This is a genomic window from Spiroplasma endosymbiont of Thecophora atra, assembly GCF_964019735.1.
Classification (GTDB): domain Bacteria; phylum Bacillota_I; class Bacilli_A; order Mycoplasmatales; family VBWQ01; genus Spiroplasma_E; species Spiroplasma_E ixodetis_A.
In genome coordinates this window covers 860319-880105 of record NZ_OZ026464.1, presented here as the reverse complement: position 1 = coordinate 880105, position 19787 = coordinate 860319, and the positions used below count along the sequence as shown (strand labels likewise).

The 19787-nt window shown below is 24.9% G+C and carries 33 protein-coding genes; 29 read left to right on the top strand and 4 right to left on the bottom strand.

Going from position 1 to position 19787, the window contains the following annotated elements; genetic code table 4:
* Positions 1-102: 102 nt before the first annotated feature.
* The 14 genes from AACL05_RS05010 (at position 103) to AACL05_RS04945 (ending at position 7076) form a co-directional block, all read left to right on the top strand.
* Positions 103-306 carry a hypothetical protein gene (locus tag AACL05_RS05010; RefSeq protein ID WP_338960286.1) on the top strand — a complete coding sequence of 68 codons (204 nt, stop codon included), beginning with the start codon at positions 103-105 and terminating at the stop codon, positions 304-306.
* 217 nt (positions 307-523) lie between these two features.
* A complete protein-coding gene (locus AACL05_RS05005; protein WP_338960284.1) occupies positions 524-1159 on the top strand; it encodes a hypothetical protein in 636 nt (211 codons plus the stop codon).
* Positions 1160-1165: 6 nt separating this feature from the next.
* Positions 1166-1381, top strand: coding sequence for a hypothetical protein (locus AACL05_RS05000; protein ID WP_338960282.1), 216 nt, complete (start codon positions 1166-1168; stop codon positions 1379-1381).
* Between the two features lies 1 nt (position 1382).
* Positions 1383-1616, top strand: a complete 234-nt coding sequence (locus AACL05_RS04995; RefSeq protein WP_338960280.1) for a hypothetical protein — start codon at positions 1383-1385, stop codon at positions 1614-1616.
* A 1-nt stretch (position 1617) separates the two neighbouring features.
* Positions 1618-1824 (top strand): hypothetical protein, encoded by a 207-nt coding sequence (locus AACL05_RS04990; RefSeq protein ID WP_174480862.1) that lies wholly within the window; start codon positions 1618-1620, stop codon positions 1822-1824.
* A gap of 21 nt (positions 1825-1845) precedes the next feature.
* Positions 1846-2100, top strand: coding sequence for a hypothetical protein (locus AACL05_RS04985; protein ID WP_338960279.1), 255 nt, complete (start codon positions 1846-1848; stop codon positions 2098-2100).
* An 11-nt stretch (positions 2101-2111) separates the two neighbouring features.
* A complete protein-coding gene (locus AACL05_RS04980; RefSeq protein WP_338960277.1) occupies positions 2112-2438 on the top strand; it encodes a hypothetical protein in 327 nt (108 codons plus the stop codon).
* A 2-nt stretch (positions 2439-2440) separates the two neighbouring features.
* On the top strand, positions 2441-2638 hold the full coding sequence (locus AACL05_RS04975; RefSeq protein WP_338960275.1) for a hypothetical protein: 198 nt from the start codon (positions 2441-2443) through the stop codon (positions 2636-2638).
* A gap of 9 nt (positions 2639-2647) precedes the next feature.
* Complete coding sequence (locus AACL05_RS04970) at positions 2648-2839, top strand: hypothetical protein (protein ID WP_338960274.1); 192 nt, start codon at positions 2648-2650, stop codon at positions 2837-2839.
* Positions 2840-2841: 2 nt separating this feature from the next.
* Entirely contained in the window at positions 2842-3891 is a 1050-nt protein-coding gene (locus tag AACL05_RS04965; protein ID WP_338960272.1) for a hypothetical protein, read from the top strand.
* Between the two features lie 19 nt (positions 3892-3910).
* The gene (locus AACL05_RS04960) at positions 3911-4834 is read left to right on the top strand and encodes a hypothetical protein (RefSeq protein ID WP_338960270.1); all 924 of its coding nucleotides are present in this window, start codon (positions 3911-3913) and stop codon (positions 4832-4834) included.
* Positions 4835-4975: 141 nt separating this feature from the next.
* Positions 4976-5845: a thymidylate synthase gene (gene thyA / locus AACL05_RS04955; protein WP_338960268.1), complete on the top strand. Its 870-nt coding sequence runs from the start codon at positions 4976-4978 to the stop codon at positions 5843-5845.
* The gene (locus AACL05_RS04950; RefSeq protein WP_338960267.1) at positions 5845-6336 is read left to right on the top strand and encodes a dihydrofolate reductase; all 492 of its coding nucleotides are present in this window, start codon (positions 5845-5847) and stop codon (positions 6334-6336) included. Before thyA ends, AACL05_RS04950 begins: the two co-directional genes overlap by 1 nt.
* Before the next feature lie 2 nt (positions 6337-6338).
* Positions 6339-7076 (top strand): lysophospholipid acyltransferase family protein, encoded by a 738-nt coding sequence (locus AACL05_RS04945; RefSeq protein ID WP_338960266.1) that lies wholly within the window; start codon positions 6339-6341, stop codon positions 7074-7076.
* 44 nt (positions 7077-7120) lie between these two features.
* On the opposite strand, the gene AACL05_RS04940 is transcribed toward AACL05_RS04945, so the two are convergent.
* The gene (locus AACL05_RS04940) at positions 7121-8197 is read right to left on the bottom strand and encodes a sulfite exporter TauE/SafE family protein (RefSeq protein ID WP_338960265.1); all 1077 of its coding nucleotides are present in this window, start codon (positions 8195-8197) and stop codon (positions 7121-7123) included.
* A 194-nt stretch (positions 8198-8391) separates the two neighbouring features.
* Between AACL05_RS04940 and AACL05_RS04935 the strand changes: the two genes are divergently transcribed.
* The 14 genes from AACL05_RS04935 to AACL05_RS04870 all read left to right on the top strand — a co-directional run bounded on the left by AACL05_RS04935 (position 8392) and on the right by AACL05_RS04870 (position 16019).
* Positions 8392-9342, top strand: coding sequence for an IS30 family transposase (locus tag AACL05_RS04935; protein ID WP_338960236.1), 951 nt, complete (start codon positions 8392-8394; stop codon positions 9340-9342).
* Between the two features lie 146 nt (positions 9343-9488).
* Positions 9489-10280, top strand: coding sequence for a rolling circle replication-associated protein (locus AACL05_RS04930; protein ID WP_422397368.1), 792 nt, complete (start codon positions 9489-9491; stop codon positions 10278-10280).
* Positions 10281-10347: 67 nt separating this feature from the next.
* Positions 10348-10746 (top strand): hypothetical protein, encoded by a 399-nt coding sequence (locus AACL05_RS04925; protein ID WP_338985819.1) that lies wholly within the window; start codon positions 10348-10350, stop codon positions 10744-10746.
* A gap of 220 nt (positions 10747-10966) precedes the next feature.
* The gene (locus AACL05_RS04920; RefSeq protein ID WP_174480871.1) at positions 10967-11242 is read left to right on the top strand and encodes a hypothetical protein; all 276 of its coding nucleotides are present in this window, start codon (positions 10967-10969) and stop codon (positions 11240-11242) included.
* A gap of 59 nt (positions 11243-11301) precedes the next feature.
* Complete coding sequence (locus AACL05_RS04915; RefSeq protein ID WP_338985817.1) at positions 11302-11505, top strand: hypothetical protein; 204 nt, start codon at positions 11302-11304, stop codon at positions 11503-11505.
* Positions 11506-11722: 217 nt separating this feature from the next.
* A complete protein-coding gene (locus AACL05_RS04910; RefSeq protein WP_338985815.1) occupies positions 11723-12580 on the top strand; it encodes a hypothetical protein in 858 nt (285 codons plus the stop codon).
* A 1-nt stretch (position 12581) separates the two neighbouring features.
* Positions 12582-12815 carry a hypothetical protein gene (locus AACL05_RS04905; protein ID WP_338985813.1) on the top strand — a complete coding sequence of 78 codons (234 nt, stop codon included), beginning with the start codon at positions 12582-12584 and terminating at the stop codon, positions 12813-12815.
* 1 nt (position 12816) lies between these two features.
* On the top strand, positions 12817-13023 hold the full coding sequence (locus AACL05_RS04900) for a hypothetical protein (RefSeq protein WP_338985811.1): 207 nt from the start codon (positions 12817-12819) through the stop codon (positions 13021-13023).
* Between the two features lie 21 nt (positions 13024-13044).
* Complete coding sequence (locus AACL05_RS04895; RefSeq protein WP_338985809.1) at positions 13045-13299, top strand: hypothetical protein; 255 nt, start codon at positions 13045-13047, stop codon at positions 13297-13299.
* A gap of 11 nt (positions 13300-13310) precedes the next feature.
* On the top strand, positions 13311-13637 hold the full coding sequence (locus AACL05_RS04890; protein WP_338960277.1) for a hypothetical protein: 327 nt from the start codon (positions 13311-13313) through the stop codon (positions 13635-13637).
* Between the two features lie 2 nt (positions 13638-13639).
* Positions 13640-13837 carry a hypothetical protein gene (locus AACL05_RS04885; protein WP_338985807.1) on the top strand — a complete coding sequence of 66 codons (198 nt, stop codon included), beginning with the start codon at positions 13640-13642 and terminating at the stop codon, positions 13835-13837.
* Between the two features lie 9 nt (positions 13838-13846).
* Positions 13847-14038 (top strand): hypothetical protein, encoded by a 192-nt coding sequence (locus AACL05_RS04880; protein WP_174481173.1) that lies wholly within the window; start codon positions 13847-13849, stop codon positions 14036-14038.
* 2 nt (positions 14039-14040) lie between these two features.
* Positions 14041-15099 carry a hypothetical protein gene (locus AACL05_RS04875; RefSeq protein WP_338985805.1) on the top strand — a complete coding sequence of 353 codons (1059 nt, stop codon included), beginning with the start codon at positions 14041-14043 and terminating at the stop codon, positions 15097-15099.
* Positions 15100-15110: 11 nt separating this feature from the next.
* Positions 15111-16019, top strand: a complete 909-nt coding sequence (locus tag AACL05_RS04870; protein ID WP_338985803.1) for a hypothetical protein — start codon at positions 15111-15113, stop codon at positions 16017-16019.
* 188 nt (positions 16020-16207) lie between these two features.
* Here AACL05_RS04870 and AACL05_RS04865 read toward each other — a convergent pair whose 3' ends face one another.
* Together AACL05_RS04865 and AACL05_RS04860 are read right to left on the bottom strand one after the other, a co-directional pair.
* Positions 16208-16390, bottom strand: coding sequence for a hypothetical protein (locus tag AACL05_RS04865; RefSeq protein ID WP_338985801.1), 183 nt, complete (start codon positions 16388-16390; stop codon positions 16208-16210).
* A gap of 22 nt (positions 16391-16412) precedes the next feature.
* Complete coding sequence (locus AACL05_RS04860; protein WP_338985799.1) at positions 16413-17630, bottom strand: DUF3626 domain-containing protein; 1218 nt, start codon at positions 17628-17630, stop codon at positions 16413-16415.
* Between the two features lie 311 nt (positions 17631-17941).
* Between AACL05_RS04860 and AACL05_RS04855 the strand changes: the two genes are divergently transcribed.
* Positions 17942-19189, top strand: coding sequence for an ISNCY family transposase (locus tag AACL05_RS04855; protein ID WP_338985797.1), 1248 nt, complete (start codon positions 17942-17944; stop codon positions 19187-19189).
* 152 nt (positions 19190-19341) lie between these two features.
* On the opposite strand, the gene AACL05_RS04850 is transcribed toward AACL05_RS04855, so the two are convergent.
* Positions 19342-19761 (bottom strand): hypothetical protein, encoded by a 420-nt coding sequence (locus AACL05_RS04850; RefSeq protein WP_338985795.1) that lies wholly within the window; start codon positions 19759-19761, stop codon positions 19342-19344.
* Between the last annotated feature and the right edge of the window lie 26 nt (positions 19762-19787).

Genomic DNA, 19787 nt, shown 5'->3' with positions numbered 1-19787 from the left:
TGATTTAAGCGGTAATATTAAAAAACTTTCTAATTGAAAATAGTTATTTATTAAAAGGGTAATTTTAAATAATTATTTTATGTTAGGAGTTAATTTTAAATTATGGCTAAAAATGATAATTGTTCATGTGAACAAGTATTTCATTTAGCGATTTATATATGTAAACTTTGTGACCAAGTTATTTGTCCTAAAAGAGTTTTGCAAAACTTATATACTAGAAAATATTATTGTCCAAATTGTATATTAGATATTGATTTAAATAAATCAATGAGACAACAAGAAAGTAAGTTAAATTATGAGACATAAGTGTAGTGATTGAACTTATGAAAGAGTATTTGGTTGTGAAATGTGTTATAGAGTTGCTAATGAAATGGAACGAATAAGAAAAGAGAATAAAAGAAATAAGTAAAAATTGAATAAGGGGCTTATATATGGATTATATATTTTTCATTAAGCCCCAATGGATTAGATTATAATTCATAAATAAGCTCCTTATTAGTATATAAAGTAAGGAGTTTTATTTATGCCTAATGAGTTAGAACAAACTAGTAATTATACTTTACCTAAAATATTAAGAACTGGATTAAGTCCATTAAGTGCTATGGTTGGAGTTAGTGCTTATTATGGTCAATATTTAAAAGACCCAATTTTAGGTTCTATTAATTCTTTGTTATTTAGTAAAAAGTTAGGAATTGATATATGGAATATTAATCAAAGACCTACTACTAGAAATAAAGTTATTAATAGTTATAAAAAGATATTTTTAGGTTTAGGAACAATTGGATTAATTAATTATGCTAAGTTTGTTCAGTATGTAAATAAGTCAGTTTCTTTATTAAGAGATGAACCTTGTTTTTGACCACCATGTCCTACTGAGCCACCAATTCCTACTCCAATACCAACACCTAAGCCAATAGTTGATAAGGCTTTTGTAGATTGAGATACTTATATATCTTTAAATAGTTTTGGTATAGCAAATGTTATTAGTGGTTTAACTGAATTAATACCTAATAGATTTGAAACTATACGTAAAATAGCAAATATGGGTACTGGTGGTTGTTTGATTAGTAGTGGTGTTGCTATGGGTATTAATAATGATTTTAATAATTATTTTGCTATTCCTACAATTATTGCAGGAGCAAGCGAGATTATAAATTAGTTATTATTGCCTTTTGGAAATACTAATAATGTTGTTCAAATGCAAGAAGTATTTACTGATGAAAGAGCAAGATTAATTAATGCTAGTGTTAGTGATTATCAAAGTACAGATGACAGTATGGTTGATGTTGATTTAAATGATGATAGTATGTCTGAGATTAATTTAGATAGAGCAAGTTTAAATTGGGATTATTCTTATGCTTATACGTTAGGTGGTGTTTAAAATGGATTTTAAGGAGATTATAAAATATGCTTTATATATTGGTGGGTTTTGCCTTATACTTTGATTTTGTCGTAGTTGAATACATGAGGGTATACAGAAGTTCAAACATAAAAAACATGTAAAGGAAAAAGAAAATGACCCTGATTGTACTTTTTGTCGTAAAGATTTTGAAAAGAAGAAACGTAAATTAGAAATGGAAAAACAACAAAAAGAATTAGAGAAAGGGGGTGATTAATATGCCCGCTGGATTATCAGCATTATTAACCATGATAGGTGGTGTAGGACAACAATTATTAAATGCTTTTACTTATATTTTTGGTTGAGTATTTACAACTGGCGACGGTGGAACACTTACAAATTGACCAGTGTTAATTTCAATTGTATTTATGGTTCTTGTATTTATTAAGCAGTTTGTTGGTCATATTATTCATGGAACTCATTAGTAATTAGAAAGGAGTAAGCAAATGGTAAAGTTATTTTTTAGTTTGGTTTTTGTTTTACCTTTATTAGGTAGACTTTTACCGGTTGTTAATACTTTGGTACAAACTATTTATATACAGTATTTAAGTTCTTTTGCTGGATTACATACTGTGACACTTTTTATTAAGTCGTTCTTTTATGATAGTTTATACACTTTACCTTTGCCTATTCTTGCTTTAATAAATGTTAGTTTTGTATTTTATTTAATTTTGGGATTATTTAGATTTACAAGACATTAGGATGTGAAATTATGTTTATACCTTTTATTACAACTGTTATGCAATTATTTGCTTCAATTTTTATGAAGTTTTTTAGTTTTCCACTTGGTGACTTAGGTTTTAATTTAGGTACTTTAATGATATTTTTGATTTTGCTTAGATTTGCATTTAGGGTTATTTTACCCGAATTAATGTTACCAGCATTAGATTTAGGACAGAATGTTAAAACTATGGGTCGTGCTTCTGTTAAATTTTATAAAGGTTCATCATGAGTTGGTAAACAACTTGCTGAAAGAAAACGTTTAGATAATAAGGCTAAGGGTATTGAGAATAAAAAAGGGAAGTTTGTAGGTAAATAATTATGTCTAATTTTGTTCTTAGTATATTGCATTTTATTTTTATATTTTCTAGTAATGATATTGGTATATTTTTAAATCAAACTAATATTACTGATGAAGTTTATATTTTGTTTAATTTAACTTTTTGGTTGGTATTAGGTGTATTTTTTAATTTTATTTATCGTGTTATTAAATTTGTTTTTAGGTCATTGTTTGGGTAGGTGTTAAGTATGAGTGTTTTAGAAATTTACAATAAAATACATCAATGTATAGTTGATTATTGAACTATGTTTATAGGTAGTCCAGTTGATAATTTTACTACTATTTTATGAAATTTAGTAGTTTATGGAACTCAGTTTTTTATTGGATTTGTTTTGTTTTATGGTTCATGATGAATTTTAAAATGTTTATTTGGTAAATAATTATGTGATTTAAGTTTGCAAAATTATTTTTTGTTGTAAATACTTCTGTTCAAGCACTCACTAGTTTAATTGCTTCAAATGACCCTAATGTTGTTAATTATGATATTACAAAAGAAATGGTTAAACATGTTAAATATCATGATTTTGATGATTGAGCAACAATTCCATGAAATTCTGCTTATTTTGATGTTGACCAACCAGACTTAAAATTAGTTAGTGGTGAATTTATAGGTAATAATGAAGGTTTATATACGTGTTATTATTATAGTGATACAGTTGGTGTTCCGTCACAAATGATAGATATGGGAACTGGTGTTTATACTTTTAATAGAAAACAATTAGATGAATTTTTACGTATTATGTTTAATCATAATTATGTTGCAAAGAATAATACTAATAATTTAAATTTTGTTAATACTGGTAAAAGTATTATAAATTTTCAAACACAGTTAAATTTTGAAATTGATAAACCTTTAAGTTTTTATATTCAAGGTTTTATGTTTTATTTTGAATATGAATATTTTAAAACTTTTACTGCTAATTTTGTTTTTAGTTTTTTAGATAATGTTGGTGATACAAAATATGTTTTTAAAGGTAAGGTTGATAATGATATTTACCAGCAAGATTTATATAATTTTGTTACTATGCCTATTCGTGTTCCAAATTTAAGACATTTAACAGTATTTTTTGATGTTCATGGTGAATCAACTAGACCAACTTTTTCACCACAATTAAATTTTGGTCAAATTAATATTTTTTCAAGTGAGAAAGTAACACCAGTTCCACCAAATAGTCCTTTTAACCCTGAGTATGAGCGAGTTAGTTGATATGATGTTTTTGGTCATTTACGTAATGCTTTTAGATGAGTACTTTATGGAGTTGTTGGTAAAGTTTTATCGGTAGAACCATTAAGAGAATTTTTTACTAAACTTGATGGATTATTGAGACGTATTTTTGATGATACTATTAGTTCTGTTTTAAATGTTGATTTTACTAGTGGTTTAGAACAAGTTTTAACTTTATGAGTATTTTTAAAAGCAGTAGGATTTTAGTTGGTTAGGAGTTGAAATAATGCCTTGATATGGTTATTTACTTTTAGGAGTTATATTATTAATAATATTTTATCCATTTTTAATAACTAGAAAAAATATAAAGATATTACAACGTGTAGGTAGTTATATTATTTCAGCACCACCACGTACTGGTAAATCTGCTCTTGCTTGTTGTTTAGCACAAAAACATAAGGGTAGGGTAGTAAGTCCTATTCCTATTAAAGTTCGTAATGAGTATAGTTATCGTTGTTCTTATGATGATGTTTTTAAATTTAATCAATTAAATAGTAATTATGCTTTTAAAGAGTGTGATATGGTTGTTTTAGATGAGTTAGGTTTGAAAATTATTAGTAATGATTTGTCGCCCGAATTTAAAGAAACACAAGAAAGTTTAGGAATGTTTTGTAAGTTAATAGGTCATAATTTTAATGGAATTATGTATATGATTGAACAACACCCCGATAGAATACCAAAACAAGCACGTGAAAAAGTGGAATATATTGTGCAAGTTAAAAGAATGCGTATTTTGTTATTTTTAGTTAAGTTTAAACTAAATATTTATACTAATGTTGATGATTATAATAAAGTTGTATTATCTAAAAGACAAACAAAGCGAATAATTAAACGTGGTGGATTACCACCTAGTTATAGTGGTGAAACTATGACTTTTAGTTTATGATTTCCTAGGTCTTATTTACAAAGATATAATAGTCGTGCTTTAAATTATATTCATTCTTTAAAGAGTGAATTAAGTACTGTTAAATACTATGAACAATCACAAGCATTAGATTTTACTGTTGATGATATTAGAGCAGTAGGATTAGATAAGTTGGATAATATATTACAAACTGAAAAGAAAGAAACTGAAAATACTGTATGTCGTACTTGTTATTATAGAAATAAATATTCTAAGAAAAATAAGAAAGATGTTAAAATAGAGTAAACCTATATTATTGGTCGAAGCCAACCAGAACCTTGGTTGGTTGGCCGTGGCGTTTACGCCACTGGGGTGAGTTGCGAAGCAACTAGGGGCAAAGCCCCTATATACTTGATTTGAATTTGATTTATGAAAGAGGTAATGATTATGAAACAATATTTAGATTTATGTCAATATGTTTTAGAAAAAGGATATAAAAAAGCTGATAGAACAGGCACTGGTACTGTTTCTACTTTTGGTTATCAAATGCGTTTTGATTTACAAAAAGGTTTTCCCATATTAACTACAAAAAAAGTTCATTTTGCTTCTATTGTTCATGAGTTATTATGATTTATTGCTGGTGATACTAATATTGAATATTTAGTTAAAAATAATGTTAGAATTTGAAATGAGTGACCTTATAAGAAATTTATGGAAAGTAAAAAATATCAAAATGAAACTTTAGAAGAATTTGTTGAAAAAATTAAAACTGATCATCAATTCGCTCTTGAATTTGGTGATTTAGGACCTGTTTATGGTAGACAATGACGTAATTTTAATGGTGTTGATCAGTTGCAGGAGTTAATAGAAAATTTAAAAAACAATCCTTTTTCACGAAGACACATTTTATCAGCATGAAATCCTGCAGAAATTAAAAATATGGCACTACCACCATGTCATACTTTAATTCAATTTTACGTTTCTGATGATAAAAAATTATCTTGTCAATTATATCAACGTAGTGCAGATATTTTTTTAGGAGTTCCTTTTAATATTGTTTCTTATGCATTATTAACAATAATGTTAGCACAAATATGTGGCTATCAGTTAGGAGAATTTATTCACACTTTAGGTGATGCTCATATTTATAGTAATCATTTTTCACAAATTAATGAACAATTAAGTAGAAAACCAAAATCATTACCAATTTTAGTTATTAATAAAAATATTACTAATTTATTTAATTTTAAATTTGAAGATTTTAAATTAGAACAATATGATCCATATCCGTTGATTAGAGGTCAGGTTGCAGTATAATGGTAATTTTAGTTTGAGCAATGACCAAAGAAAAGGTAATTGGTTTTAATAATAAATTGCCCTGAAAAATTAAAGAAGAAATGCAATATTTTCAGAGCATTACTTTAAATAAAAATGTATTAATGGGTTCAAAAACTTTTGAAAGTATTGGCAAACCATTAAAAAATCGTTACAATATAGTTGTTACTAATCATCAAGAACGTTATCAACAATTTCTAAATGATAATAATATTACTTTCACAAATGATATTATTTCATATTTAAAACAATATCAAGGTAATAAAAAAACAGATATTTGTATTATTGGTGGTACTGAAATTTATAAGCAGGCATGAGATTATGCTGATTATTTATATGTTTCAGTCATTAAAAATTTATATAATGGTGATCTTTTATTTCCTATTAGTAATTTTTCTGATTTTAAATTAATCAAAACAACAGAATTTGCAGAATTTGTGGCGAATGTGTATCAAAGAAAGGAAAAAAAATAATAATGAACATTTGAAAAGCAATTTTAACATGACCTTATTTATTACAAACTTATAGTAAATCAGGTTCAATGACAAGAAAGGTATTAAAAGACCCAAGTTTAGTTTCTGAAGCAAAACGATATATTTGATTGAAAAAACGTGTGCGTTATATTAAATGATTATATAATATTAAATTAACCGTTCATAACATTGAGAATTGACCAAAAAGAAAAGGTTGTGTAATGGTTGCCAATCATCAATCAAATTTTGATCCATTATTAGTATTATCGGTAAATGATTATAGTTTATATGCACCTTTAGGTTTTATTGCAAAAGAAGAATTAAAAAAAAGCCATTTGGCACGAAGATTTATTTTTTTAATTGATGTTTTATTTATTGATCGTAATAATCCACGAACAGCCGTTACGGCTTTTCAAGAAGCAAAGGAATTAATTAGAATTCCGCGTACAATGATGATTTTTCCAGAAGGAACAAGAAGTCATCAACAAGAAATGCAAGAATTTAAAGCAGGTGCTTTTAATATGGCATATCAATCTTATGTACCAATTATTCCTGTTACTATTATTAATTCTTATCAAATTTTTGATCGAAAATATAAAGGCAAAAAAGATATTCATCTTATTTTTCATAAGCTAATTGAGTCAAGTGAATTTATTAAATTATCTACTGATGTATTATCAAAGCAAGTATTTAATATTATTAAAAAAGGAATTGATGATTTTAGCAATAATAAAATTTAAGTAGTAATAATAAAAGGTTGTTAATTAACAACCTTTTATGATGTTTAAGAGTCAATAATTAATTTCTGATGTGATTTTTGTTTTTTATAATTACGTAAATTTTTTACTGATGTAATTATTAGTGAAGAAGATGTATATCAAATTATTACGATAATTAATCATAGTAGGATATTAATAAATTGTTCTTTATTTAAGCCAAGACCATTTTGTAATAATAAGAATACACTTAAGTAAGCACAAATAACACCAATTGATCCACCTAGTGTGAAAGCAATTGCTGGTTTAATTTCATAGTTTTTATCTTTAATAAAACGTGTGCCAGCAACTGGCATTAAAAAAGCTGCAGATCCCATCATAATTGGAAAAGCACATTCAGCGTTAAGACCTAATAAATAAGTAGTTGCCATTGCTGGAGCATAAATACCAATGCCTAATGCCATGAAAGCACCAAGGATAAAGAATATACTAATACCAACCAAATATTTTCATCAAATATCAAGACTATTATTATTACCCGCTGTTGGCATAATTCCAATTTGTTTTTGACCTAAAAGCATGATAATTGAAACAATAAATAATAGAATACCAATAAATAGTTGTGATCAACTAAGTTTAATTTTATTTGCGATAATGGCGCCTAAATAGGCACCTAATGTTGCAGCAGAAATTAATGAAACTAGTGTTGGTCATGCTACTTGAATTAAAGCAATAAAAATAATTGCTTCTAAGCAAGTAGGAATACTATGACCAATATTCATAATTCCTAAAATTTTTTTATCATTACGTACTTGTTTTGTTAATTTTAATAAAATAATACTTACTGCAAATGAACCAATACCAATTGTGTCACAAAAATCAGCAATAAAACCAATTATTCCTAGTTTTCAAAATCGTTGTTTAAAATTATCTTCAAAATTATGGATATGTTCTTTATCAAATTGTGAATAACTATTTTTTATAAGATATCATGTAAAAATTGCTACTATTATTAACAAAATAGTAATAAAAATAATAGCAACAATTGAGGGTTTTCAAATATTTGTTAAAAATAAAGTAAGTAATAATACAAATAAAGAAATAGGAATTATTAATAAACTATAGTATATTGTTTTTTTATTCATAGTTATGTCCTTTTTTCTTTTAGATTTACTTTATGTTATTTAAGATTTTATCATGAAAAAATCCAAAAAAATATTATTATCTTTTAATTTGCTGAGTTATACTTGTAAGTGCAAGTAAATAAAATTGCAAAAAATTCTCATATAAAAATTTCATAATGCTAAATTTAGTTTAGAAAAAAGTAAGGAGTTTTTATATGAGTTATAAACATCTTGGCATAGATGAAAGGATTTATATTGAGAATCAATTGAAATTTAAATTTAAAATTAGTGAAATAGCTAAAAATCTTAATCGAAGTATTAGTACTATTATTCGAGAAATTAATAGAAATAAAGATAATAATCATTATTTTTCATTAATTGCACAAAATAAAGCTGAAAATCGAAAACAATCACATATTAGTTTTCATAAGTTTAAAAATAAGAATTTAGTAAAATATGTACAACAAAAATTACTATTAGGTTGATCACCTGAACAAATTTATGGCAGAATTAAAAATTTTCATAAAGAGTGAGTTATTAGTTTTAAAACAATTTATACTTGAATTTATTTTGGAATGCTTGATAAAGTTACTAGTAAAAATTTAAGAAGAAAAGGTAAAAAACGAAAATCTAAAGAAAATCGTGGCAAGTTTAATGGTAAATCAATTAAAGAACGAGATATAAATGTTAATGATCGTATAACACTTGGTCATTGAGAAGGAGATACTATAGTATCATCACGAGGTAAAAGCAAATCATGTTTAATAACTTTAGTTGAAAGAGTATCACGATTTACTTTAGCAATATTAGTTAAAAACAGAACTACTAAAGTTATTAATAAAAATGTTAGTTATTATTTATCAATTCTTCCTAAAAACATTGTTAAAACTATTACTTTTGATCGTGGCAAAGAATTTTCAAATTGACAACAACTTGAAAAAAATTTAGATATAAAAATTTATTTTGCCAATCCATATTCACCTTGACAAAGAGGTACTAATGAAAATACTAATGGTTTAATTAGAGAAAAATTTCCTAAAAAATTTATTTTTTCAAAAACTAATAAAAATGAAGTTCATAAATTTATATTGTCTTTAAACCAAAGACCAAGAAAAATACTAAATTATCTTTCACCAATCGAATATTTGGATAGAAAAATAATTTAGTTGCACTTACCTTTACAATTTAGCATTTTTTTATTTCTTTTTTTAAAAATTATATTTTTAAAGAATTTGATTTATCACATTTGTTCTGTAAATTATGATTTTGTAAATCTATAGAATTTATTTGTTCTTTTCAATAATTTGATTCATTAATTATATTTTGTATTTCTAAATGTCCATTTCTAGTAGCTCATGTTAAAGCACTATCACCATTAGCATCTAAATGAGTAATATCTATATCATTTTTTATTAAAGCTAAAAAAGATATTGGTTTATTTTTTATTAAATTAAAAAAGTGATGAAATGACCCTAAACGTTTTCAAAATTTAAGAGAGTTAAAATATTTTTATGTTTATGAATATCAATCTCGTGGTGCTATTCATTTTCATGTAATTTTTAATAGAAAAATATATAAAAGTATGTTAGCAGAATGATGAAGTCATGGTTTTAATGATTTAAGAGTAGTTAAAAAAGGTACGAATGAATTTGTTATTAAATATTTAGGAAAGTATGTTACAAAAGCCATGGATGATGTTAAATCTATAAATCAGACGGATGTAGGTGTAAAGGCTTATGCTTTTAGTCGTAACTGTAAAAATCCTATTGTGGTTCGTGGTATTAAGAAATTAACAATTCAAGACATCATTAAAGCAAGTTTTAATGCAACAAATGTATTTTATTTTAAAACTCAAAAAGATAGTAATGGTAATACTGTTATGATTGGTGGTATTATTGAAAGTACTGTTGTTAATGATTATTTTAAAGAGTATGAAGATTACGAACAATATGTATATTTAAGTGCTTTATCGTATAAATATTATTTACGGACTAGTGAAATTGGTTATTTAATTCAAAGAGATAAAGATGTTTTGTCTTGGTTAGATAAGGTTTTTGGTGATAAAGTTGAGAAAATAGATTTTAAAAAAAGAGTTTTACATTAAAATTGTATTTTATATTGTTTATTTTTATTTTTTTGATATTATTAAAGGCAAAAAAGGATAATTAAAAATGTTATTTTTAAAAAATATTTTAAGTAAAATTAATAGCAATAATAAAGATATTGGAGATAATAAAAATAATAAAAAAATAATTAAAGTTCAAGGAAATGAAAATAATTATTTTGAAGTTGATTATAGAGAAAAGTATCTTGCACTTTTACACGAAAATTTTGAATTAAAACAAAAAATAGATAAGATTAATCATGATTTTAATTATAGTATATATAAAATTCAAAATGGTGATTTAAAAATAGACAAAAATTTAGAAAAAATGGGTATAGAATTTAGTACTAGACCTACTAATACTGCTGGTGATAGAGTTACTGCTGTTTTTATTGAAATTAACAATAAAGATAGAATGAAATTTATTGAAGTAATGGAAAAATATTATGAATATGAGAAAGATTAAAGAAATTTTCAATAAAAATACTTGTATATATATATATATATATATATAATAGTTATTGTCAAAATAATTTAAAGTCACCGTCTAAGATTTTAATTTATTTTGGCATTTTTTTGTTTTTACTTGTAATATATATAAATATCTGTATATTTATAAATAAGATGGTTTACCCACATCTTAATCTGGCTTTTTATAGCCGCTTAGACGGAGGTTAAGTTTTTTTATGTTTAAAGTTCAATTAGTTAATATTGAAAAAGGGCGTATTATTCCCGATAAAAATAATAAAGGTCAAACATTAAAGTTTGATGTTTTGAAGTTTGTAGAAATAAATAAACAAACAAGCGTGCCAACTGGTCAAACACGTGATAAATGATATAATCCAGAATTTGCTAGTGATTTTAATAATTGTTTATCTGCTGTTGATTTAAAAGTTGGTAATTTTTATTCACTTGAACTTGATTTAAGCGGTAATATTAAAAAACTTTCTAATTGAAAATAGTTATTTATTAAAAGGGTAATTTTAAATAATTATTTTATGTTAGGAGTTAATTTTAAATTATGGCTAAAAATGATAATTGTTCATGTGAACAAGTATTTCATTTAGCGATTTATATATGTAAACTTTGTGACCAAGTTATTTGTCCTAAAAAAGTTTTGCAAAACTTATATACTAGAAAATATTATTGTCCAAATTGTATATTAGATATTGCTTTAAATAAATCAATGAGACAACAAGAAAGTAAGTTAAATTATGAGACATAAGTGTAGTGATTGAACTTATGAAAGAGTATTTGGTTGTGAAATGTGTTATAGAGTTGCTAATGAAATGGAACGAATAAGAAAAGAGAATAAAAGAAATAAGTAAAAATTGAATAAGGGGCTTATATATGGATTATATATTTTTCATTAAGCCCCAATGGATTAGATTATAATTCATAAATAAGCTCCTTATTAGTATATAAAGTAAGGAGTTTTATTTATGCCTAATGAGTTAGAACAAACTAGTAATTATACTTTACCTAAAATATTAAGAACTGGATTAAGTCCATTAAGTGCTATGGTTGGAGGTAGTGCTTATTATGGTCAATATTTAAAAGACCCAATTTTAGGTTCTATTAATTCTTTGTTATTTAGTAAAAAGTTAGGAATTGATATATGGAATATTAATCAAAGACCTACTACTAGAAATAAAGTTATTAATAGTTATAAAAAGATATTTTTAGGTTTAGGAACAATTGGATTAATTAATTATGCTAAGTTTGTTCAGTATGTAAATAAGTCAGTTTCTTTATTAAGAGATGAACCTTGTTTTTGACCACCATGTCCTACTGAGCCACCAATTCCTACTCCAATACCAACACCTAAGCCAATAGTTGATAAGGCTTTTGTAGATTGAGATACTTATATATCTTTAAATAGTTTTGGTATAGCAAATGTTATTAGTGGTTTAACTGACTTAATACCTAATAGATTTGAAACTATACGTAAAATAGCAAATATGGGTACTGGTGGTTGTTTGATTAGTAGTAGTGTTGCTATGGGTATTAATAATGATTTTAATAATTATTTTGCTATTCCTACAATTATTGCAGGAGCAAGCGAGATTATAAATCAGTTATTATTGCCTTTTGGAAATACTAATAATGTTGTTCAAATGCAAGAAGTATTTACTGATGAAAGAGCAAGATTAATTAATGCTAGTGTTAGTGATTATCAAAGTACAGATGACAGTATGGTTGATGTTGATTTAAATGATGATAGTATGTCTGAGATTAATTTAGATAGAGCAAGTTTAAATTGGGATTATTCTTATGCTTATACGTTAGGTGGTGTTTAAAATGGATTTTAAGGAGATTATAAAATATGCTTTATATATTGGTGGGTTTTGCCTTATACTTTGATTTTGTCGTAGTTGAATACATGAGGGTATACAGAAGTTCAAACATAAAAAACATGTAAAGGAAAAAGAAAATGATCCTGATTGTACTTTTTGTCGTAAAGATTTTGAAAAGAAGAAACGTAAATTAGAAATGGAAAAACAACAAAAAGAATTAGAGAAAGGGGATGATTAATATGCCCGCTGGATTATCAGCATTATTAACCATGATAGGTGGTGTAGGACAACAATTATTAAATGCTTTTACTTATATTTTTGGTTGAATATTTACAACTGGCGACGGTGGAACACTTACAAATTGACCAGTGTTAATTTCAATTGTATTTATGGTTCTTGTATTTATTAAGCAGTTTGTTGGTCATATTATTCATGGAACTCATTAGTAATTAGAAAGGAGTAAGCAAATGGTAAAGTTATTTTTTAGTTTGGTTTTTGTTTTACCTTTATTAGGTAGACTTTTACCGGTTGTTAATACTTTGGTACAAACTATTTATATACAGTATTTAAGTTCTTTTGCTAGATTACATACTGTGACACTTTTTATTAAGTCGTTCTTTTATGATAGTTTATACACTTTACCTTTGCCTATTCTTGCTTTAATAAATGTTAGTTTTGTATTTTATTTAATTTTGGGATTATTTAGATTTACAAGACATTAGGATGTGAAATTATGTTTATACCTTTTATTACAACTGTTATGCAATTATTTGCTTCAATTTTTATGAAGTTTTTTAGTTTTCCACTTGGTGACTTAGGTTTTAATTTAGGTACTTTAATGATATTTTTGATTTTGCTTAGATTTGCATTTAGGGTTATTTTACCCGAATTAATGTTACCAGCATTAGATTTAGGACAGAATGTTAAAACTATGGGTCGTGCTTCTGTTAAATTTTATAAAGGTTCATCATGAGTTGGTAAACAACTTGCTGAAAGAAAACGTTTAGATAATAAGGCTAAGGGTATTGAGAATAAAAAAGGGAAGTTTGTAGGTAAATAATTATGTCTAATTTTGTTCTTAGTATATTGCATTTTATTTTTATATTTTCTAGTAATGATATTGATATATTTTTAAATCAAACTAATATTACTGATGAAGTTTATATTTTGTTTAATTTAACTTTTTGGTTGGTATTAGGTGTATTTTTTAATTTTATTTATCGTGTTATTAAATTTGTTTTTAGGTCATTGTTTGGGTAGGTGTTAAGTATGAGTGTTTTAGAAATTTACAATAAAATACATCAATGTATAGTTGATTATTGAACTATGTTTATAGGTAGTCCAGTTGATGATTTTACTACTATTTTATGAAATTTAGTAGTTTATGGAACTCAGTTTTTTATTGGATTTGTTTTGTTTTATGGTTCATGGTGAATTTTAAAATGTTTATTTGGTAAATAATTATGTGATTTAAGTTTGCAAAATTATTTTTTGTTGTAAATACTTCTGTTCAAGCACCCACTAGTTTAATTGCTTCAAATGACCCTAATGTTGTTAATTATGATATTACAAAAGAAATGGTTAAACATGTTAAATATCATGATTTTGATGATTGAGCAACAATTCCATGAAATTCTGCTTATTTTGATGTTGACCAACCAGACTTAAAATTAGTTAGTGGTGAATTTATAGGTAATAATGAAGGTTTATATACGTGTTATTATTATAGTGATACAGTTGGTGTTCCGTCACAAATGATAGATATGGGAACTGGTGTTTATACTTTTAATAGAAAACAATTAGATGAATTTTCACGTATTATGTTTAATCATAATTATGTTGCAAAGAATAATACTAATAATTTAAATTTTGTTAATACTGGTAAAAGTATTATAAATTTTCAAACACAGTTAAATTTTGAAATTGATAAACCTTTAAGTTTTTATATTCAAGGTTTTATGTTTTATTTTGAATATGAATATTTTAAAACTTTTACTGCTAATTTTGTTTTTAGTTTTTTAGATAATGTTGGTGATACAAAATATGTTTTTAAAGGTAAGGTTGATAATGATATTTACCAGCAAGATTTATATAATTTTGTTACTATGCCTATTCGTGTTCCAAATTTAAGACATTTAACAGTATTTTTTGATGTTCATGGTGAATCAACTAGACCAACTTTTTCACCACAATTAAATTTTGGTCAAATTAATATTTTTTCAAGTGAGAAAGTAACACCAGTTCCACCAAATAGTCCTTTTAACCCTGAGTATGAGCGAGTTAGTTGATATGATGTTTTTGGTCATTTACGTAATGCTTTTAGATGAGTACTTTATGGAGTTGTTGGTAAAGTTTTACCGGTAGAACCATTAAGAGAATTTTTTATTAAACTTGATGGATTATTGAGACGTATTTTTGATGATACTATTAGTTCTGTTTTAAATGTTGATTTTACTAGTGGTTTAGAACAAATTTTAACTTTATGAGTATTTTTAAAAGCAGTAGGATTTTTAGTTGGTTAGGAGTTGAAATAATGCCTTGATATGGTTATTTACTTTTAGGAGTTATATTATTAATAATATTTTATCCATTTTTAATAACTAGAAAAAATATAAAGATATTACAACGTGTAGGTAGTTATATTATTTCAGCACCACCACGTACTGGTAAATCTGCTCTTGCTTGTTGTTTAGCACAAAAACATAAGGGTAGGGTAGTAAGTCCTATTCCTATTAAAGTACGTAATGAATATAGTTATCGTTGTTCTTATGATGATGTTTTTAAATTTAATCAATTAAATAGTAATTATGCTTTTAAAGAGAATGATATGCTTGTTTTTGATGAACTAGGTTTAAAAATTAATAGTAATGATTTATCAGCCGAATTTAAAGAAACACAAGAAAGTTTAGGAATGTTTTGTAAATTAATAGGTCATAATTTTAATGGAATTATGTATATGATTGAACAACACCCCGATAGAATACCAAAACAAGCACATGAAAAAGTGGAATATATTGTGCAAGTTAAAAGAATGCGTATTTTGTTATTTTTAGTTAAGTTTAAACTAAATATTTATACTAATGTTGATGATTATAATAAAGTTGTATTATCTAAAAGACAAACAAAGCGAATAATTAAACGTGGTGGATTACCACCTAGTTATAGTGGTAAAACTATGACTTTTAGTTTATGATTTCTTAGGTCTTATTTACAAAGATATAATAGTCGTGCTTTAAATTATATTCATTCTTTAAAGAGTGAATTAAGTACTGTTAAATACTATGAACAATCACAAGCATTAGATTTTACTGTTGATGATATTAGAGCAGTAGGATTAGATAAGTTGGATAATATATTACAAACTGAAAATACTGTATGTCGTACTTGTTATTATAGAAATAAATATTCTAAGAAAAATAAGAAAGATGTTAAAATAGAGTAAACCTATATTATTGGTCGAAGCCAACCAGAACCTTGGTTGGTTGGTCGTGGCGTTTACGCCACTGGGGTGAGTTGCGAAGCAACTAGGGGCAAAGCCCCTATATACTTGACTTTACCATATTTAATTAAAAAAAAATAGAAAAATAATAATATCAGTATAGTTATTAAAATGGTTCAATATATATTTTATTAAAGAAGATTTTGTTGTGAATTTGAACAACTGTTTAAAAAGGGATTATTTAATTCTTCATCATTTGCTGATTGTTTATCAAATTTTTTTTCATCAGTTACTTTTTGAACTTGTAATAATGGCATAGTTTCCGTTGAAATTAATGGTGAATGTGGTGTTTCATTATTTTTTATCTCTAACAACAAATTTTTAATTTCAATATTTTTAGCATTTATTATTTCTTTTATTTCTTTTATTTCTTTTTTTATTAATACATCCAAAACTAAAAACTTTAATAACAAAATTTAAAATTGGATTTATCTTTTTTTTCTCTAGCTTGACAATATCACTTTTTAATTTTGTTATTTTTTCTTGTTTTAATGATAATTTATCTTCTAAATGTCTTTCTTCTTGTTTTATTTTGTATTCTTCTTCAGTTATGAATATAATAAATGAAGATCCTAAACATGAGTTTATTTCACTTATTTTTTCTAATATTTGTTTTTGTTTATTAGGTGGATGACTATCAAATTCCGCTTTTGATAAGCAAATTTGTTTTATATCACGTGCAAATAAGATTCTAGAATAAACATGAGCCTCTATATAATTTCCTTCACTTTTACCATAATTACTATGAGGAACAAAATTTTTTCCATTAGCTTTATTAATTAAACTTTCTAAACAATTATATCCAAATAAATCATTTTGACAATATCTTATCAATCTTGGGAAGTGTAAAAAAGTAGATATTTTATCTTTTAATTTCCCACGAGTGAACGTAGGTGGTGAATACGTATCATAAGGATTATATGTACAATTATGTTTTACATAATCTTTTAGTATAATAAAAGATTTTCCATACATAGGAGCTCCACCCATAGGATTTTCCAAAAAATCTAATGCCGCATAGCAAGGTCTACTTGTTCACTGAAAATTAGCACTTCTTTTTGTTTGATCACCAGTAGGGGTTGAAAAACGTCCAAATTTTTCATATTTACTATTATCAAATAATTGATTTAGATAAAATGCAACTTCCTCTACACTTGCTCGACCTACATTATAGTTAGAAATTTCATTTGGTTTTTCCTTATAAGCAAAACAATTTAAAACCTCTGGTCATTTATTATTAATATCGTATATTTTTGAAAAATCAAAATTAATTGTTAACCTTGATGATTGTAATATTTTAGTAATCTTTTCTAATAAATCTTTTGCATTTTCTTGACTCATCTTGCATTTTTTAGATAATATTTTTAAAGCAGATTCATAATCTTCTTGTTGAGAGGATTCGCATAGTTCATAAATTTGATGTAAAATTTCACTTCTAAACAATTGACCATAAATCTCTTTTTTTAATCTTTCTTCATCTTTTGAATTATTTGATGAAGTTGAAGGCAAACCACCATTAATATGTGATAAATCAGATTGTTTGTTATATGCCATAATATTTATCTCCTCTATACTTAAGATGGACATTTGAAATCTATTTTATTGGTCTAAACAATAGAGTATTTCCAATACACCTATTGTATTTTTTATGTTTTTTATTTATTAAATACAATAAAAACTCATTTATTTTTTAAATTAAAATAATGAGTTAAAAAACCAATATTTAGTTTACACTTAGTCATTTTATTAAATTTTAGAAAAAATACAAGTTATTAATTAAAAATGTCATTATTTAGTGATAATTTCCTATTAGTTATCGAGTAAAAATTTCCCAAAAGTGAAGTTAAATATACTTGGTGATAAATATGGAAAGAAGTATGACTATGAAAGAAAAATATAAATACAAAATTATAAATGATATTATTATTAATAAATTATTTAAACATCAAGCCAAGAATAAACTTAATCTAACTATTAGAAGAATTAACCAATTAATTCAAATTTTTAATAGAGAAGGTAAAGTTGATTTTATTCATAAATCTCGTAATAAAATTTCTAATAAGGCAACAAATTTTGAAATCAAAATTAAGATTATAAACTTGTATAAAACAAAATATTATAATTTTAATTTTCAACATTTTCATGAGAAATTAATTAATGAAGAAAAAATTAAGATTTCATATAGCACACTTTATACTATATTAATTAAAGAAAAAATTACTTCACCAAAAAGACATAAAAATAAAAAAAATAACTTACATCCAACAAGAAATCGAAGAACAAATTTTGGTGAATTAATTCAAATGGACGCCAGTAATCATCATTGATTTGGTAACGATAAACCAAAATCATTTTTACATGCTGCAATTGATGATGCTACAGGAAATATTGTTGGACTATGATTTGATCATCAAGAAACATTAGATGGTTATTATAATATTTTTTATCAAATTTTAACTAATTATGGAATACCAAAAACATTTTATACCGATAATAGAACAGTTTTTGGATATAAGAAAAAAGTTGATGCAGGAAAAATAAATACAGAAAATGACACTTATACTCAATTTCAAAAGTCCTGTAATGATTTAGGTGTTGAAATAATCAGAACTTCAATTCCGCAAGCTAAAGGTCGCGTTGAACGCTTATTTGGAACACTTCAAAGTCGTTTAATTAGTGAATTACGACTTAATAAAATTAGAAATTTAGAAGAAGCTAACAAATTTCTTAAAACATACATAAGTACTTTTAATAAACAATTTGCCTTTCCTATTGATGATACTAAATCTGCTATGGTTAAAGCTCCTACACAGGAAGAAATCAATATTTATCTTTCAAGATTTTCTAAAAGAAAAACAGATAGTGGTTCAACCATAACATATTATGGTAAAAAGTATTTTCCTTATAAAAATAACAAAGTTCAATACATACAACCTAGAACTGATGTAATTGTACTTAAATCATTTATTAATGAATTATATCTTAGTTACAATAATCAAATGTATGAACTAAAAGAAATAGCACAAAAACCAATTATAAAAGAAAATTTAATAAAAACTAAAAAAGTTTATATACCCAATAAAAATCATCCTTGAAGATATGGATATCAATAATTCTTAATTAAAATTAAAAATCTATTTTATAAGATATTTAATTTTATAAATACTAAACCATATAAAATTTTAAAACGTTTGCGTATGAGCAAATTTGGTGTTCTAAAATTGATTTTAAATATAAAAGAAATTGTAATTGCAATCTCTCGTTTTTACATTTGTGGTAAGTTTGATTTAGTCGGATTTATTAATAAATTATTTAAAGTTACATTATTAATTTTATTAACATCTATATTTATTTCACTATTTCATTTTCTTATATATAATTCTTTTACTTTTTTAATATTTCCAAAAAGTTCTTTTGATATTTTTATAAAAAAATCATTTTTTTCTTTAATTATTTTATTTTTATCAATTTTTCCAAAAGTAAATATTTTCAATATTGAATAACTAATTTTTTTAAATTTACTAATCTTTTGTTTTTTTAAATTTTCATTAATATCAACAATAGTAGTTTGAGCTAAATTAACTCTATTACTAATAATTTCTGGAGTAAATTGATTTTTATTAATAATTATTTTTTTCAATTCTCTATTAATTCATTCATATTCTTCTTGTAAATTTTTATTCATTTTTTCATCCTTTCAAAATAAAAACT